This window comes from Pseudomonas sp. NMS19W, assembly GCF_051554255.1.
GTDB classification, from domain to species: Bacteria; Pseudomonadota; Gammaproteobacteria; order Pseudomonadales; family Pseudomonadaceae; genus Aquipseudomonas; species Aquipseudomonas kribbensis.
Genome location: NZ_CP136718.1, coordinates 6330542 through 6345594, shown reverse-complemented (window position 1 = coordinate 6345594; position 15053 = coordinate 6330542). Strand labels below are relative to the sequence as shown.

General features: G+C 60.3%; 13 protein-coding genes. 7 read left to right on the top strand and 6 right to left on the bottom strand.

Going from position 1 to position 15053, the window contains the following annotated elements; translation table 11 throughout:
* The first annotated feature begins 7 nt into the window (after window positions 1-7).
* A complete protein-coding gene (gene trkA, locus R1A29_RS29195) occupies window positions 8-1384 on the top strand; it encodes a Trk system potassium transporter TrkA (RefSeq protein ID WP_085713086.1) in 1377 nt (458 codons plus the stop codon).
* Between the two features lie 20 nt (window positions 1385-1404).
* The gene (locus R1A29_RS29190) at window positions 1405-1719 is read left to right on the top strand and encodes a tetratricopeptide repeat protein (protein ID WP_438300244.1); all 315 of its coding nucleotides are present in this window, start codon (window positions 1405-1407) and stop codon (window positions 1717-1719) included.
* 51 nt (window positions 1720-1770) lie between these two features.
* On the opposite strand, the gene R1A29_RS29185 is transcribed toward R1A29_RS29190, so the two are convergent.
* Entirely contained in the window at window positions 1771-2658 is an 888-nt protein-coding gene (locus R1A29_RS29185) for a lysophospholipid acyltransferase (protein ID WP_085713088.1), read from the bottom strand.
* Window positions 2659-2698: 40 nt separating this feature from the next.
* Window positions 2699-3256, bottom strand: coding sequence for a DNA-3-methyladenine glycosylase I (gene tag, locus R1A29_RS29180; RefSeq protein ID WP_408987698.1), 558 nt, complete (start codon window positions 3254-3256; stop codon window positions 2699-2701).
* A gap of 81 nt (window positions 3257-3337) precedes the next feature.
* Here tag and glyQ point away from each other — a divergent pair, with 81 nt between their 5' ends.
* The 4 genes from glyQ to R1A29_RS29160 all read left to right on the top strand — a co-directional run bounded on the left by glyQ (window position 3338) and on the right by R1A29_RS29160 (window position 7748).
* Entirely contained in the window at window positions 3338-4291 is a 954-nt protein-coding gene (gene glyQ, locus R1A29_RS29175; RefSeq protein WP_003187265.1) for a glycine--tRNA ligase subunit alpha, read from the top strand.
* Complete coding sequence (gene glyS, locus R1A29_RS29170; protein WP_438300243.1) at window positions 4288-6342, top strand: glycine--tRNA ligase subunit beta; 2055 nt, start codon at window positions 4288-4290, stop codon at window positions 6340-6342. The genes glyQ and glyS overlap by 4 nt, the downstream gene beginning before the upstream one ends.
* 4 nt (window positions 6343-6346) lie before the next feature.
* On the top strand, window positions 6347-6886 hold the full coding sequence (gene gmhB / locus R1A29_RS29165) for a D-glycero-beta-D-manno-heptose 1,7-bisphosphate 7-phosphatase (RefSeq protein ID WP_178083500.1): 540 nt from the start codon (window positions 6347-6349) through the stop codon (window positions 6884-6886).
* Between the two features lie 82 nt (window positions 6887-6968).
* Window positions 6969-7748: a lysophospholipid acyltransferase family protein gene (locus tag R1A29_RS29160; RefSeq protein ID WP_438300242.1), complete on the top strand. Its 780-nt coding sequence runs from the start codon at window positions 6969-6971 to the stop codon at window positions 7746-7748.
* A gap of 157 nt (window positions 7749-7905) precedes the next feature.
* Here R1A29_RS29160 and R1A29_RS29155 read toward each other — a convergent pair whose 3' ends face one another.
* Window positions 7906-9447: a sensor histidine kinase gene (locus R1A29_RS29155; protein WP_438300241.1), complete on the bottom strand. Its 1542-nt coding sequence runs from the start codon at window positions 9445-9447 to the stop codon at window positions 7906-7908.
* Window positions 9448-9613: 166 nt separating this feature from the next.
* Between R1A29_RS29155 and R1A29_RS29150 the strand changes: the two genes are divergently transcribed.
* Window positions 9614-10330: a response regulator transcription factor gene (locus R1A29_RS29150; protein ID WP_085713094.1), complete on the top strand. Its 717-nt coding sequence runs from the start codon at window positions 9614-9616 to the stop codon at window positions 10328-10330.
* A gap of 62 nt (window positions 10331-10392) precedes the next feature.
* Here R1A29_RS29150 and gyrB read toward each other — a convergent pair whose 3' ends face one another.
* The 3 genes from gyrB to dnaN are packed head-to-tail and all read right to left on the bottom strand — an operon-like array spanning window position 10393 to window position 15037.
* A complete protein-coding gene (gene gyrB, locus R1A29_RS29145) occupies window positions 10393-12810 on the bottom strand; it encodes a DNA topoisomerase (ATP-hydrolyzing) subunit B (RefSeq protein ID WP_085686140.1) in 2418 nt (805 codons plus the stop codon).
* A gap of 5 nt (window positions 12811-12815) precedes the next feature.
* A complete protein-coding gene (gene recF / locus R1A29_RS29140) occupies window positions 12816-13919 on the bottom strand; it encodes a DNA replication/repair protein RecF (protein WP_248740316.1) in 1104 nt (367 codons plus the stop codon).
* Window positions 13920-13933: 14 nt separating this feature from the next.
* Window positions 13934-15037 (bottom strand): DNA polymerase III subunit beta, encoded by a 1104-nt coding sequence (gene dnaN, locus R1A29_RS29135; RefSeq protein WP_085713095.1) that lies wholly within the window; start codon window positions 15035-15037, stop codon window positions 13934-13936.
* Between the last annotated feature and the right edge of the window lie 16 nt (window positions 15038-15053).

Below are 15053 nucleotides of genomic sequence, written 5' to 3'. Positions count from 1 at the left end.
TGACGGGTTGAAAATCATCATCCTCGGTGCAGGGCAGGTCGGCGGTTCGCTGGCTGAACATCTGGCCAGCGAAGCCAACGACATCACCGTGGTCGACACCGATGGCGACCGTCTGCGCGACCTTGGCGACCGTCTCGATATCCGCACCGTGCAGGGCCGTGGCTCGCTGCCGACCGTGCTGCGTCAGGCCGGTGCCGACGACGCCGACATGCTGGTGGCGGTGACCAACAGCGACGAAACCAACATGGTCGCCTGCCAGGTCGCCCACACCCTGTTCCACACCCCGACCAAGATCGCCCGGGTACGCGAAGCCTCGTACCTGACCCGCGAGGAGCAACTGTTCCAGAACGAAGCGATTCCGGTCGACGTGCTGATCAGCCCCGAACAAGTGGTCACCAACTACATCAAGCGCCTGATCCAGCATCCCGGCGCCTTGCAGGTGATCGACTTCGCCGAAGGCCAGGCGCAACTGGTGGCGGTGCGTGCCTATTACGGCGGGCCGCTGGTGGGGCAGCAACTGCGTCAGTTGCGCGAACACATGCCGAATGTGGAAACCCGCGTCGCCGCCATTTTCCGCCGTGACCGTCCGATTCTTCCTCAGGGCGACACGGTGATCGAAGCGGACGACGAAGTCTTCTTCATCGCTGCCCGTGAGAACATTCGCGCCGTAATGAGCGAAATGCGCCGTCTCGACGAAACCTACAAACGCATCGTCATCGCCGGCGGCGGGCAGATCGGCGAACGCCTGGCCGAGGCCATCGAAAGCCGTTACCAGGTGAAGATCATCGAGATGAACCCGGCGCGTTGCCGCTACCTCTCCGATACCCTCGACAGCACCGTGGTATTGCAGGGCAGCGCGTCGGATCGCGACCTGCTGCTGGAAGAGAACATTGCCGACGCGGACATCTTCCTCGCCCTGACCAACGATGACGAAGCCAACATCATGTCGTCGCTGCTGGCCAAGCGTCTGGGCGCGAAGAAGGTGATGACGATCATCAACAACCCGGCCTACGTCGACCTGATCCAGGGCGGCGACATCGACATCGCCATCAGTCCGCAACTGGCGACCATCGGCACCTTGCTGGCCCACGTGCGGCGGGGCGATATCGTCAGCGTGCACTCGTTGCGCCGTGGCGCGGCGGAAGCCATCGAAGCCGTGGCCCATGGTGATTCGAAGTCGAGCAAGGTCATCGGCAAGGCCATCGAAAACATCGCCCTGCCGCCCGGCACCACCATCGGCGCGATCATCCGCGATGAAGAAGTGATCATCGCCCACGACGACACGGTGATCGCTGCCGGCGATCATGTGATCCTGTTCCTTGTGGATAAAAAGCATATTCGCGATGTGGAGAAGCTGTTCCACGTGGGCCTGAGTTTCTTCTGATCGACCAAGAGGCGAGACCGATGATCGAATCCCTGGAAAAAATGCTCGCCAAGGGTGTGGATAACTCATTGCTGCGCTTCGGTTTGGGCAAGGGCTATCTGGATTTAGGGGAGAACGCGCAGGCGGCCGAGCATTTCCAGCGTTGTGTAGGCTTCGATCCGAAGTATTCAGCGGCGTGGAAACTGTTGGGCAAGGCGCAGCTGGCGCTGGGTGATCTGGCGGCTGCACGGCAGGCGTGGGAGCAGGGGCTGGAAGCGGCCCGGGCCCAGGGCGACAAGCAGGCCGAGAAAGAAATGATGGTGTTTCTGAAGAAGCTGGACCGGCAGAAGCCGTGACGACTGTGGATAACCTTTTTCGATCAGGTTATCCACAGTTGAAATCGCGGATCAGTACCAGCGCGCCTCACCCGGCGGACGCTTCTTGAAGCGCTTCATGCTCCACATGTACTGGCTCGGATAAGCCGCCACATAACGCTCGACCACCTGACTCATCGCTGCGCAGGACGTTTCGGTGTCTGTGCTGTACATCGCTTCCGGCGCGGCTTCCAGGATCACCTTGTAGCCGGAACCGTCCGGCAGACGCAGGGCATGCAGAAAAACGCCGACAGCCTTGCCGCCAGCGAGCATGTTCGGCACGAACTTGCTGGTCAGGGCCTGGGTGGCGAAGAACGGCACGAAGATCCCGGCGGATTCGGCCGGCTCCGGGTCCGCCGGAATCCCCACCTGACCGCCCTTGCGCACTTCCTTGATGACGCTGAGGATGCCTTCCTTGGTCGACGCCGCCACGCGGTTGCCCAACTGCACCCGCTGTTTGCGCAGCAATTCATCCACAGCCTTGAGCTTCGGCGGACGGTAGAAAATGATCGGTTTGCACTGGCTGCAATAGAAGTGGTTGAGCACTTCCCAGTTGCCGAGGTGGCTGGTGATGCCGACCACGCCTTTGCCCGACGCCAGCGCATCCTTGAGGATGTCGAGGCCTTCGACTTCGCGCACCAGATCGATGGAACGCTGGGCCGGCCAGATCCAGGCGCAAGCGCTTTCGGTCAGGGACTTGCCGATGTCTTTCAGGCTCTGGCCCACCAGACGCTCACGTTCGGCCGGGTCCATCTGTGGAAAACATTTGGCGAGGTTGATCCGCACCACGTCGCGGGAACGGTTGGGGGTTTTCCACATGATCCAGCCGATCGCCGAACCCACGGCCTGCACGGCCCGCCACGGAAGCAGGGCAAACAGCCGCAGAGCGCCAACCAACATGGCGCCTTTAAACTTTTCCACAGGTCACTCCTGATCTTGTGCTGTGCGCGAGGCGGCCATTCTAACCGCCGTTGACGAGCTGCGCGTAGCGGTCGCAGTCCTGAGTGTGATCCATGACCATGCCCGAGGCCTGCATGAGCGCATAGCAAATGGTCGGACCGACGAAAGTGAAACCGGCCTTTTTCAGGCCTTTGCTCATGGCCACGGCTTGCGGGGTGATGGCCGGGACTTCGCTGCGATCCTTGAAATGATTGATCACCGGCCGGTTATCCACAAACGACCAGAGGAAGGCCACCGGATCTTCCAGCGCCAGCCACGCCTGGGCGTTGCGGCGGGCGGCGTTGAGCTTGAGGCGGTTGCGGATGATCCCCGGATCGAGCATCAAGTCGTCGATTTCCGCGTCGCTCATCTGCGCCACGCGTTGTACGTCGAAGCCGTACAACACCTCGCGATATCGCTCGCGCTTGCGCAGCACGGTGATCCACGAAAGCCCGGCCTGGAACCCTTCGAGCAAAAGCAACTCGAACAATCCCTGCGCATCGCGTAGCGGCGTGCCCCACTCCTGATCGTGGTAAGCCATGTACAGCGGATCTTCGTTGCACCAAAAGCAGCGTGGCATAAGGCTCCAGGGGGTGGAGGTGCGACTGAATCGGGTATACTCCCGCTCTTTAAATCGCAGCCCAAGAAACAGGTGAATTTCGTGAGCCAGCCTACGCCAGCCGTGCGTACCTTCCAAGACTTGATCCTCGCGCTCCAGCAATACTGGGCCGAGCAAGGTTGTGTGGTACTTCAGCCCTACGATATGGAAGTAGGCGCCGGCACTTTCCACACCGCGACATTCCTGCGTGCCATCGGCCCGGAAACCTGGAACGCCGCTTACGTACAGCCAAGCCGCCGTCCGACTGACGGCCGTTACGGCGAAAACCCGAACCGTCTGCAGCACTACTACCAGTTCCAGGTAGTCCTGAAGCCGAACCCGGACAACTTCCAGGAACTGTACCTGGGCTCCCTCAAGCATGTCGGCCTGGACCCGCTGGTCCACGACATCCGCTTCGTCGAAGACAACTGGGAATCGCCGACCCTCGGTGCCTGGGGTCTGGGCTGGGAAGTCTGGCTGAACGGTATGGAAGTGACCCAGTTCACTTACTTCCAGCAGGCGGGCGGCATCGAGTGCTACCCGGTGACCGGCGAGATCACCTACGGTCTCGAGCGTCTGGCCATGTACCTGCAGGGCGTGGACTCGGTCTACGACCTGGTCTGGGCTGACGGTCCGTTCGGCAAGGTGACCTACGGCGACGTGTTCCACCAGAACGAAGTGGAGCAGTCCACCTACAACTTCGAACACGCCAACGTCGACAAGCTGTTCGAACTGTTCGACTTCTATGAAAGCGAAGCCAAGCGCCTGATCGAACTCGACCAGCCGCTGCCGTTGCCGAGCTATGAAATGGTCCTGAAGGCGTCGCACACCTTCAACCTGCTGGATGCGCGCCGGGCGATCTCGGTGACTGCGCGTCAGCAATACATTCTGCGCGTTCGCACCCTGGCGCGTTCCGTCGCCCAAGCCTACCTGTTGGCCCGCGCCAAGCTGGGCTTCCCGATGGCAACCCCGGACCTGCGTGACGAAGTACTGGCCAAGCTGGAGGCTGCACAATGAGTGCTCAAGATTTTCTGGTTGAACTGGGCACCGAAGAACTGCCACCCAAAGCCCTGAACACCCTGGCCGAAGCGTTCCTCGCCGGTATCGACAAGGGCCTGCAGGCTGCCGGTCTGAACTACGAGACCAAAACCGTCTACGCCGCACCGCGTCGTCTGGCCGTACTGATCACCGCGCTGGCCACCCAGCAGCCGGATCGCAGCATCAACCTCGACGGCCCGCCACGTCAGGCTGCGTTCGATGCCGAAGGCAATCCGACTCAAGCGGCACTGGGCTTCGCCAAGAAGTGCGGCGTCGAGCTGAGCGAAATCGACCAGAGCGGTCCGAAACTGCGCTACAGCCAGAACATCGCCGGCAAGCCGACCGCCAGCCTGCTGCCGACCATCGTCGAAGACTCGCTGAACGACCTGCCGATCCCGAAACGCATGCGTTGGGGTGCACGCAAGGAAGAGTTCGTGCGTCCGACCCAGTGGCTGGTGATGCTGCTCGGCGACCAGGTCATCGACTGCACGATCCTCGCGCAGAAGGCCGGCCGTGATTCCCGTGGCCACCGCTTCCACCACCCGGAAAGCGTGCGCATCGGTTCGCCGTCGAGCTACCTGGCCGACCTGCGTGCCGCTTATGTACTGGCCGACGCCAACGAGCGTCGCGAGATCATCAGCAAGCGCACCGAAGAGCTGGCGACCCGTCAGGAAGGCACCGCGATCGTACCACCGGCGCTGCTCGACGAAGTGACTGCGCTGGTCGAGTGGCCGGTGCCGCTGGTGTGCTCGTTCGAGGAACGTTTCCTCGATGTGCCGCAGGAAGCGCTGATCACCACCATGCAGGACAACCAGAAATACTTCTGCCTGCTGGATGCCGACGGCAAGTTGCTGCCACGTTTCATCACCGTGGCCAACATCGAATCCAAAGACCCGCAGCAGATCATCGCCGGTAACGAGAAGGTGGTTCGCCCACGTCTGACCGACGCCGAGTTCTTCTTCAAGCAGGACAAGAAGCAGAAGCTCGAAGCCTTCAACGATCGCCTGCAGAACGTGGTGTTCCAGGAAAAACTCGGCAGCGTCTACGACAAGGCCGAGCGCGTGTCGAAACTGGCGGCTTACATCGCCGCACGCATCGGCGGCAACGCTTCATGGGCTGCCCGTGCAGGTTTGCTGTCCAAATGCGACCTGGCCACCGAAATGGTCGGCGAGTTCCCGGAGATGCAAGGTGTCGCCGGCTACTACTACGCCCTCAATGACGGCGAGCCGGAAGACGTCGCCCTGGCGCTGAACGAGCAGTACATGCCGCGCGGTGCCGGCGCTGAACTGCCGGCCACCCTGACCGGTGCGGCCGTGGCCATCGCTGACAAGCTCGACACCCTGGTCGGCATCTTCGGCATCGGCATGCTGCCGACCGGCAGCAAGGACCCGTATGCCCTACGCCGTGCGGCACTGGGCGTGCTGCGGATCCTAATCGAAAAACAACTGGATCTGGACCTGAACGACGCCGTGGCTTTTGCCGTGAACTCCTTCGGTGCCAAGGTCAAGGCTGCCGGCCTGAACGACGCGGTGCTGGAATTCATCTTCGACCGTCTGCGTGCGCGTTACGAAGACGAAGGCGTGGATGTCGCCACCTACCTGTCGGTACGTGCCCTGAAGCCGGGTTCGGCGCTGGACTTCGACCAGCGTGTGCAAGCGGTTCAAGCCTTCCGCAAACTGCCGGAAGCGGCAGCGCTGGCGGCGGTGAACAAGCGTGTATCGAACCTGCTGAGCAAAGTCGAAGGCTCCGTGCCGACCGACGTCCAGGCCAAGTACTTCGACAACGCCAACGAGTTCTCGCTGTACTCGGCGATCCAGCAAGCGGACCAGGCTGTACAGCCAATGGCCGCAGCGCGTCAGTACAACGAATCGCTGGCACGCCTGGCCGCCCTGCGCGAGCCGGTCGACGCGTTCTTCGACGCAGTTATGGTCAATGCCGAAGACGCCAATGTGCGGGCCAACCGCTACGCGCTGCTGGCGCGTCTGCGTGGCCTGTTCCTGGGCGTTGCCGACATTTCGCTGCTGGGGTGAGGGGTTGCTGTTGAAACTGCTGATTCTCGATCGGGACGGAGTGATCAATTACGACTCCGACGCTTATATCAAGTCGGTGGAGGAGTGGATTCCGCTGCCCGGCTCGATCGAAGCGATTGCGCAGTTGAGCAAGGCCGGCTGGACGGTGGCAGTCGCTACCAACCAGTCGGGCATTGCTCGCGGCTACTACGACCTCGCCACCCTCGATGCCATGCACGCGCGCCTGCGCGAACTGGTGGCGGAGCAGGGTGGTGAAGTCGGGCTGATCGTGTATTGCCCGCATGGGCCGGACGAGGGTTGCGACTGCCGCAAGCCGAAACCCGGTATGCTGAAAACCATCGCGCAGCATTACAACGTGGCGCTGACGAATGTCTGGTTCGTCGGCGACAGCCTTGGTGACCTGGAGGCCGCCAAAGCCGTCGATTCACAGCCCGTTTTGGTAAAGACCGGGAAAGGCGAAAAGACTCTGGGCAAGACCCTTCCGGTCGGCACCCTGATTTTTGACGATCTGGCGGCGATTGCCGCAGAACTTATCCACAACTAGAGTACTTCTGAAGTTCCTGACCAGGGATTGATCGGGAGTGCGCTTGAACAGTCGGGCATCGCCCGTAACGGTAAACGTCGCCATGTCGATACTGCAGGCCATCAGAATTTTCCTCTTTTACCTGCTGCTGGGCACCACCGCTCTGCTGTGGTGCAGCCTGAGCTTTTTTATCGCGCCCTTTCTGCCGTTCAAGGCGCGCTATCGCTTCATCAATGTGTACTGGTGCCGCTGCGCCTTGTGGTTGACCAAGGTGTTCCTCGGTATCCGTTACGAAGTCAAAGGCGCGGAAAACGTGCCTGACCGGCCCTGCGTGATTCAATCGAACCACCAGAGCACCTGGGAGACGTTCTTTCTCTCCGCTTATTTCTCGCCCTTGAGCCAGGTGCTCAAGCGCGAATTGCTGTACGTGCCGTTCTTCGGCTGGGCCATGGCCATGCTGCGGCCGATCGCGATTGATCGCGACAACCCGAAAGCTGCGCTCAAGCAAGTTGCGGCAAAGGGTGACGAGCTGCTCAAGGACAATGTCTGGGTGCTGATCTTCCCTGAAGGCACTCGCGTTCCCCACGGCACCATCGGCAAGTTCTCCCGCAGTGGCAGCGCATTGGCCGTGAATGCGGCGCTTCCAGTGCTGCCGATTGCGCACAATGCCGGCAAGTTCTGGCCGAAAATCGGCTGGGGCAAAAAGCAGGGTGTGATCACCGTGGTCATCGGTGAACCGATGTATGCCGAAGGATCAGGCCCTCGCGCCATCGCCGATCTGAACGACCGGGTGCAGGCATGGAACGAGCAGGCTCAACGGGAAATGGGTTCATTGCCACCGGCACCACAAGCCCCGGCAGCCAGCGATCAGCTGACTGTCTGATTTTTGTGGATAACCTGTGTACGGTTTGTTGGCAATATTCCGAAAATAGCAATTAACTTACTGATTTTTATATATATTTCTGAAGCTGATAAAACACTGTAAAAGGTGCATAAGTTTTTTTCGGAAGTAAGAAAACCGGCTGATATAGCCGGTTTTTTTATGCCTGCTCTTCAGCGATCAGCGGCAGCTCAAGGCGGAATGTGGTGCCCTCATCGATGACGCTGATGCATTCGATCCGCCCACCGTGGTGATCCACCACGGCCTTGACCATCGACAGCCCCAGCCCCACGCCATCGATGCCTTTGGCCGAAGAAAAACGCCGGTATTGAGTGAACAGATCAGGCAGTTCTTCAGCCGCAATGCCTTTGCCCTGATCGGTGAGTTCGCAGTGCAGCCAGTCATCGTGGCAGCGAACGCGCAACCGGACCGTGGAGCCGACAGGACTGTACTTGATCGCGTTTTCCAGCAGATTGAACAGCGCCCGGGTCAGCAAGCCCTGGTCTGCCAGCACCAGACGTTCCTGGGATTGTTCGTCCATATCGTTCAGCAGTTCGATGCGCTTCTGCTGGGCAATGGGCAGCGCCTGATCCAGGACGTCCATTACCAGCATCGCAAACAGACTCGGCTGGAACTGATAGGCCTTGGATTCGGCCCGGGCCAGCAATACGAAACCATCCGTCAGCTCCAGCGCTCGACGCACCTGGCGTTCAATCTGCTCGAACAAAGGCGAATCAGTCCCGGCCTGATGCCGGTGGACATCGAGCAGAGCGAGAATCGCCGAATGCGGTGCACGCAGGTCGTGGGACAAAAAGCGCAGCAACACGCCGCGCTGTTCCTCGGCGGCACGTTCGGCGCTCAGATCGGTAAGGCTCAGCAGCCAGCCAATCGGCGTGTCGCCGTCCACCGGCAACAACGCTGCGCGTTCCAGGCGCAGGCTGCGCTCCTTGTGATCACGGAACTCCACCAGAGGCAGGTCGGACAACAGTGGATGCGAGGCTGTGGATAAATCCGGATAGCCAAGACTCGCCAATCGATCGAGGACTTCATCTCCGACCAGATCACAGCCAAACAAGTCACGCGCCTTGCGGTTGCCCAACAGGATCTGACCTTTGGGATCACTGATCAGAGTCGCGACCGGCAGATACTCGAGGCCATCGGCGATGAAGCGCCGGGTGTCACGTGTGCGGCTCATGGCCTGTTCAAGCGCCATGATCTGGCCTTGCAGCCGGTCGCCACTGGCAAATTGTGTGCGGCGACGTTCGGGGAATACCTTCGGTTCATCGTCCAGCCGGGACAACTCCCAGCCGAAGTAGGTCAGCACGACACTCAGACGTCGCCAGTTCCAGATCAGATAACCGAACAGCATGCCCAGCACTGCCGGCGTCGGGGACCACCAACGCTGAACTTCCGCCAGGCCGGCGCTGGTCAGCAGCACGCCGACCATGCCGATCAGCGTGAGCCAGAGCGCCAGGCGCGGTCGCCACAGCAATAACCCCAGCACGATGGCCACCAGCACGGTAGACAGCACTGCGCCGCTGACTGGCGCCGGATCATGCAGATTGATCTGCGCACGCCAGGACAACAATGCAGTCAGCGGCAACAGCACTAGACTTATCCACACCCACTCGCGCACCAGTTGCCGAAACAGGCGTTGAACCTGACTTTGCACACGGCTTTCGTGGCGACGTCGGTTAATCATGGAAAACAGGGCGGGGCGGGTTGAATGGTTTCATAGGCAACAGGTCTGAGGACGTAGACCCGAAGAATCATAGCGGCTCGCCCCACGGCGTGCCGCTTACTTTCACTGCTTTGGTCGAACCGCCGGTGTCGACCACCCATTACCCAAGCGACAAGGAATCCCGCGTATGCGCGTTGCGATACTGGACGATGAACCCGCCGAACTGCGCCGGGTCGAGCAGACCCTGCAACAAATGGCCGAGGCCGGCGAACAGCCCTGGTCGCTGCACAGTTTCGAACGCGGGGAAGACCTGCTGCGGCAATTGCGTCGGGAAACCTTCGACCTGCTGATTCTCGACTGGCAATTGCCCGACCTTACCGGCCTGGCGCTGCTGCGCTGGACCCGCGAGCACATGGAAGCGCCGCCAGCGGCAATCATGTTGACCAGTCGCGACGGCGAGAGCGATATCGTCCAGGCCCTGAACGCCGGTGCCGACGACTATGTCAGCAAACCGTTTCGTCCCAACGAGTTGAAGGCTCGTGTCACCGCCGTATTGCGCCGGCATAGCCATCAGCGCCCGACGGTGGCCAATGTCCTGCGTTTCAATGATCTGGTATTTGATGACGCCGAGTTGACCGTCACTCGCGAAGGGAAGCCGATCATGATGACCGAGCGCGAGTATCGCCTCGCGCATTGCCTGTTCAGCAACCTCGGCCGGCCGTTGTCGCGGGACTATCTATACGAAAGGTTCTGGCCCCATGAAGAGATGGCCTCGTCACGACCGCTGGATACCCACATCTATCGGTTGCGTAACAAGCTGGGGCTGACGGCGGATCGAGGTTGGCAGTTGCTGACGATTTATGGGTATGGGTATCGGTTGGAGAGTGTGGCGGCTGGAGAGTGAATCGCAGGCAATAAAAAAGGCCAACGCTTGTGCGTTAGCCTTTTCGTTGGCGCCGACCGGGATCAGAAATCCAGGTTGGAAACCGCCAGAGCGTTGCTCTCGATGAAGTCACGGCGAGGTTCGACCGCATCACCCATCAGGGTGTTGAAGATCTGGTCTGCGCCAATGGCGTCTTCGATGGTGACCTTCAGCATGCGGCGCACGCTTGGGTCCATGGTGGTTTCCCACAGCTGATCCGGGTTCATCTCGCCCAGACCTTTGTATCGCTGAATGGTGTGGCGCTTGGTGCTTTCGGCCATCAGCCAGTCCAGGGCTTCCTTGAACTCGGTGACCGCTTTCTTGCGCTCGCCACGCTGGATGTACGCGCCTTCGTCGAGCAGGGTGCTCAGTTGAGCGCCGAGGGTAACGACGGTCTTGTAGTCGTTGCTGCCGAAGAAGTCGCGGTTGAAGGTGACGTAGTTCGACAGGCCGTGGGAGATCAGCTCGACCTCCGGCAGCCACACACCACGTTCGCGGTCTTCACGCAGGCTGGCCTTGTAGACCAGGCCCGACTTCTCGACGGTGCGCAGACGGACTTCGTACTGGGCCAGCCAGTCTTGCATCTTGGCGTGATCGCCGAGCATTTCCAGGCTGACGGCCGGCAGGTAGATGAAGTGCTCGGTCAGCTCCTGCGGGTACAGGCGCGACAGACGCTTGAGGGTCTTCATGACCATGCGGAAGTCATTCACCAGACGTTCCAGCGCTTCGCCGGAAATGCCCGGGGCGTCTTCGTTCAGGTGCAGGCTCGCATCTTCCAGAGCCGACTGCGTCATGTACTCTTCCATGGCGTCGTCGTCTTTGATGTATTGCTCTTGCTTGCCTTTCTTGACCTTGTACAGCGGCGGCTGGGCGATGTAGATGTAGCCGCGCTCGATCAGCTCCGGCAACTGACGGAAGAAGAAGGTCAGCAGCAGGGTACGGATGTGCGAACCGTCGACGTCAGCATCGGTCATGATGATGATGTTGTGATAGCGCAGCTTGTCGATGTTGTACTCTTCGCGACCGATGCCGCAGCCCAGCGCGGTGATCAGGGTGCCCACTTCCTGGGACGAGATCATCTTGTCAAAACGGGCTTTCTCGACGTTGAGGATCTTGCCCTTCAGCGGCAGGATGGCCTGGGTCTTGCGGTTACGTCCCTGCTTGGCAGAGCCGCCCGCGGAGTCACCTTCCACGAGGTACAGTTCGGACAGCGCCGGGTCTTTTTCCTGGCAGTCAGCGAGCTTGCCCGGCAGGCCGGCGATGTCCAGCGCGCCTTTGCGGCGGGTCATCTCACGGGCCTTGCGCGCCGCTTCACGGGCACGGGCGGCGTCGATCATCTTGCCGACGACCAGCTTCGCTTCATTCGGGTTTTCCAGCAGGAAGTCGGAGAAGTACTTGCCCATTTCCTGTTCGACCGCGGTCTTCACTTCGGAAGACACCAGCTTGTCTTTGGTCTGGGAGCTGAACTTCGGATCCGGCACCTTCACCGAGATGATCGCGGTCAGGCCTTCACGGGCGTCGTCACCGGTGGTGGCGACTTTGTGTTTCTTCGCCAGACCTTCCTGCTCGATGTAGTTGTTCAGGTTACGTGTCAGTGCGGAACGGAAGCCCACCAGGTGGGTACCGCCGTCGCGCTGCGGAATGTTGTTGGTGAAGCACAACAGGTTCTCGTTGAAGCTGTCGTTCCACTGCAGGGCGATTTCTACGCCGATGCCGTCTTCACGCTGGATATTGAAGTGGAACACCTGGTTGACCGCAGTCTTGTTGGTGTTCAGGTATTCAACGAACGCACGCAGGCCACCTTCGTACTTGAACAGTTCTTCCTTGCCGCTGCGCTCATCCTTGAGGACGATACCGACACCGGAGTTGAGGAAGGACAGTTCACGAATGCGCTTGGCCAGGATGTCCCAGCTGAAGTGAATGTTCTTGAAGGTTTCCTTGGAAGCCTTGAAGTGAATCTGGGTGCCGGTGGTTTCGCTGTCGCCAACGATCGCCATCGGTGCCTGAGGTACGCCGTGGACGTAGGTCTGTTCCCAGATTTTGCCGCTGCGGCGAACAGTCAGGACCAGTTCTTCGGACAGCGCGTTCACCACCGAAACACCTACACCGTGCAGACCGCCGGATACCTTGTAGGAGTTGTCGTCGAACTTACCGCCGGCGTGGAGGACGGTCATGATGACCTCGGCGGCGGAAACGCCTTCCTCTTTGTGCACGTCTACCGGGATGCCACGGCCGTTGTCTTTGACGGTGATGGACTCATCCGGGTGGATGATGATGCTGATGTCGTCGCAATGGCCGGCGAGGGCTTCGTCGATCGAGTTGTCGACCACCTCGAACACCATGTGGTGCAGACCGCTGCCATCGTCGGTGTCACCAATGTACATACCGGGACGTTTGCGCACGGCATCCAGGCCTTTCAGCACTTTAATGCTCGATGAGTCGTACGTATTTTCTTCGCTCAATGCCTTCACTCCCGATGGTCGTGGGTCTGGGTGATACGGCCCTGTTCCACGTGGAACAGAGCGACTGGCGTTTCCGTCTGCCAGCCTTCCCTCAATAATTCGTGATCTACACAGGTGATAAAGACCTGGCAGCGTAAGTCTTCCAGCAAGCGGCACAGCGCGCGACGGTGGCTCTCGTCCAGCTCGGACGGCAAGTCATCCACCAGATAAATACACTGGCCGCGTCGGGCCTGGCTCACCAGATGCCCCTGGGCAATACGCAACGCACAGACCACCAGTTTTTGCTGACCCCGGGACAAGATGTCCGCGGCATTGTGCGCGCCCAATCTAAGACGCAAGTCAGCGCGTTGCGGTCCGGCCTGGGTATGACCCATCTGCTGGTCCCGCTGCAGGGATCCGGCAAGTACGGCACTCAATTCCCGATCCTTGTCCCAGCCTCGGTAATAGCTGAGCGTCAAACCTTCGAGCTCAACCAGTTCGCTCAAGGTTTGTTCAAAGACTGGTTTCAAGGCTTTGATGTAAGCGCGGCGGTATTCATCGATTTCAGCGCTGGCTTGGCACAGTTCCCTGTCCCAAACCGCTTGCGAAACGGCGTCAAGTGTACCATGCCGCAGCCAGGAGTTTCTCTGGCGCAAGGCCTTCTGCAAACGCTGCCAAGTGGCCATGAACCGCGGTTCGACGTGAAACACGCCCCAGTCCAGGAACTGCCGGCGGATCTTCGGCGCACCTTCCAGCAGACGGAAGCTGTCGGGGTTGATCAACTGCAGCGGCAGAATTTCCGCCAGTTGCGCGGCGCTGCGGGCGTTCTGACCGTCGATGCGAATCTGGAATTCGCCCTGACGGTCGCGAGAGATCCCCAATGCGCTGTGGCCACCTTCGGCGAGCTCCACCTGACCGAATACGGTACAGGCAAGTTGTTCGTACTGAATGACCGGCAACAGCCGCGTGCTACGAAACGAACGGGCAAGCCCCAGCAGATGAATGGCTTCCAGAACACTGGTTTTGCCGCTGCCGTTGGCGCCGTAAAGAATGTTGATTCGGGAGGAGGGGGAGAAGGTCACCGGGTGCAGATTGCGCACCGCGGTGACCGAGACGCGACTTAGCGACATCCAGAGTCAGCTGATTACAGACGCATCGGCATGACAACGTAAGCCGAATCGTCGTTATCGGACTCCTGCACCAGCGCACTGCTGTTGGAGTCGGACAGGATCAGGCGAACCTGCTCGGTGGTCATCACGCCCAGCACGTCGAGCAGATAGCTCACGTTGAAGCCGATTTCCAGGGAGCCGCCGTTGTATTCCACGCCTACTTCTTCTTCCGCTTCTTCCTGCTCCGGGTTGTTGGCCTGGATTTTCAGCTGACCACTGGCCAGTTGCAGACGGATGCCGCGGTACTTCTCGTTGGACAGAATCGCGGTACGGCTGAACGCTTCGCGCAGTGCCTGACGGTCGCCCAGTACTAGCTTGTCGCCGCCCTTCGGCAGAACGCGCTCGTAGTCAGGGAACTTGCCGTCGACCAGTTTCGAGGTGAAGGTGAATTCGCCGGTGGTCGCGCGGATGTGGTGCTGACCCAGGACGATGCTGACGTTGCCGTCCGGTTCGGTGAGCAGGCGTGCCAGTTCGAGAATACCTTTGCGCGGCACGATCACCTGGTGACGCTCCTGCTGACCGATGTCGGCCTGCATCGAGCACATCGCCAGACGGTGGCCGTCGGTGGCCACGGCACGAATCACACCGGTCGACACTTCCAGCAACATGCCGTTGAGGTAGTAACGCACGTCCTGCTGGGCCATGGCGAAACTGGTGCGTTCGATCAGGCGACGCAGCTTGCTCTGATCCAGGCTGGTGGTCAGCGAACCCGGGCCTTCTTCCACAGTCGGAAAGTCATTGGCCGGCAGGGTCGACAGGGTGAAGCGGCTACGGCCGGCCTTCACCACCAGCTTCTGCTCGTCGACCTTGATGTCGATCAGCGCATCGTTCGGCAGGCTCTTGCAAATATCCATCAGCTTGCGCGCAGGCACGGTGATGGAACCTGTTTCAGCCGGTTCTTCGAGCTGCACGCGACCGACCAGCTCGACTTCCAGGTCGGTACCGGTCAGCGACAGCTGCTGGCCATCGACAACCAGCAGCACGTTGGACAGTACCGGCAAGGTCTGTCGGCGCTCGACGACGCCTGCGACCAGTTGCAGGGGTTTCAACAGGGCTTCGCGTTGAATGGTGAAATGCATGGTCTAGTCCCTTGCC

Coding starts and splice junctions, on each gene's coding strand:
- tag (WP_408987698.1), bottom strand. CDS start 3,256: ATGCCACGCTGCTTTTGGTGCAACGAAGATCCGCTGTACATGGCTTAC.
- R1A29_RS29160 (WP_438300242.1), top strand. CDS start 6,969: ATGTCGATACTGCAGGCCATCAGAATTTTCCTCTTTTACCTGCTGCTG.
- glyS (WP_438300243.1), top strand. CDS start 4,288: ATGAGTGCTCAAGATTTTCTGGTTGAACTGGGCACCGAAGAACTGCCA.
- recF (WP_248740316.1), bottom strand. CDS start 13,919: ATGTCGCTAAGTCGCGTCTCGGTCACCGCGGTGCGCAATCTGCACCCG.
- R1A29_RS29190 (WP_438300244.1), top strand. CDS start 1,405: ATGATCGAATCCCTGGAAAAAATGCTCGCCAAGGGTGTGGATAACTCA.
- R1A29_RS29155 (WP_438300241.1), bottom strand. CDS start 9,447: ATGATTAACCGACGTCGCCACGAAAGCCGTGTGCAAAGTCAGGTTCAA.
- R1A29_RS29150 (WP_085713094.1), top strand. CDS start 9,614: ATGCGCGTTGCGATACTGGACGATGAACCCGCCGAACTGCGCCGGGTC.
- dnaN (WP_085713095.1), bottom strand. CDS start 15,037: ATGCATTTCACCATTCAACGCGAAGCCCTGTTGAAACCCCTGCAACTG.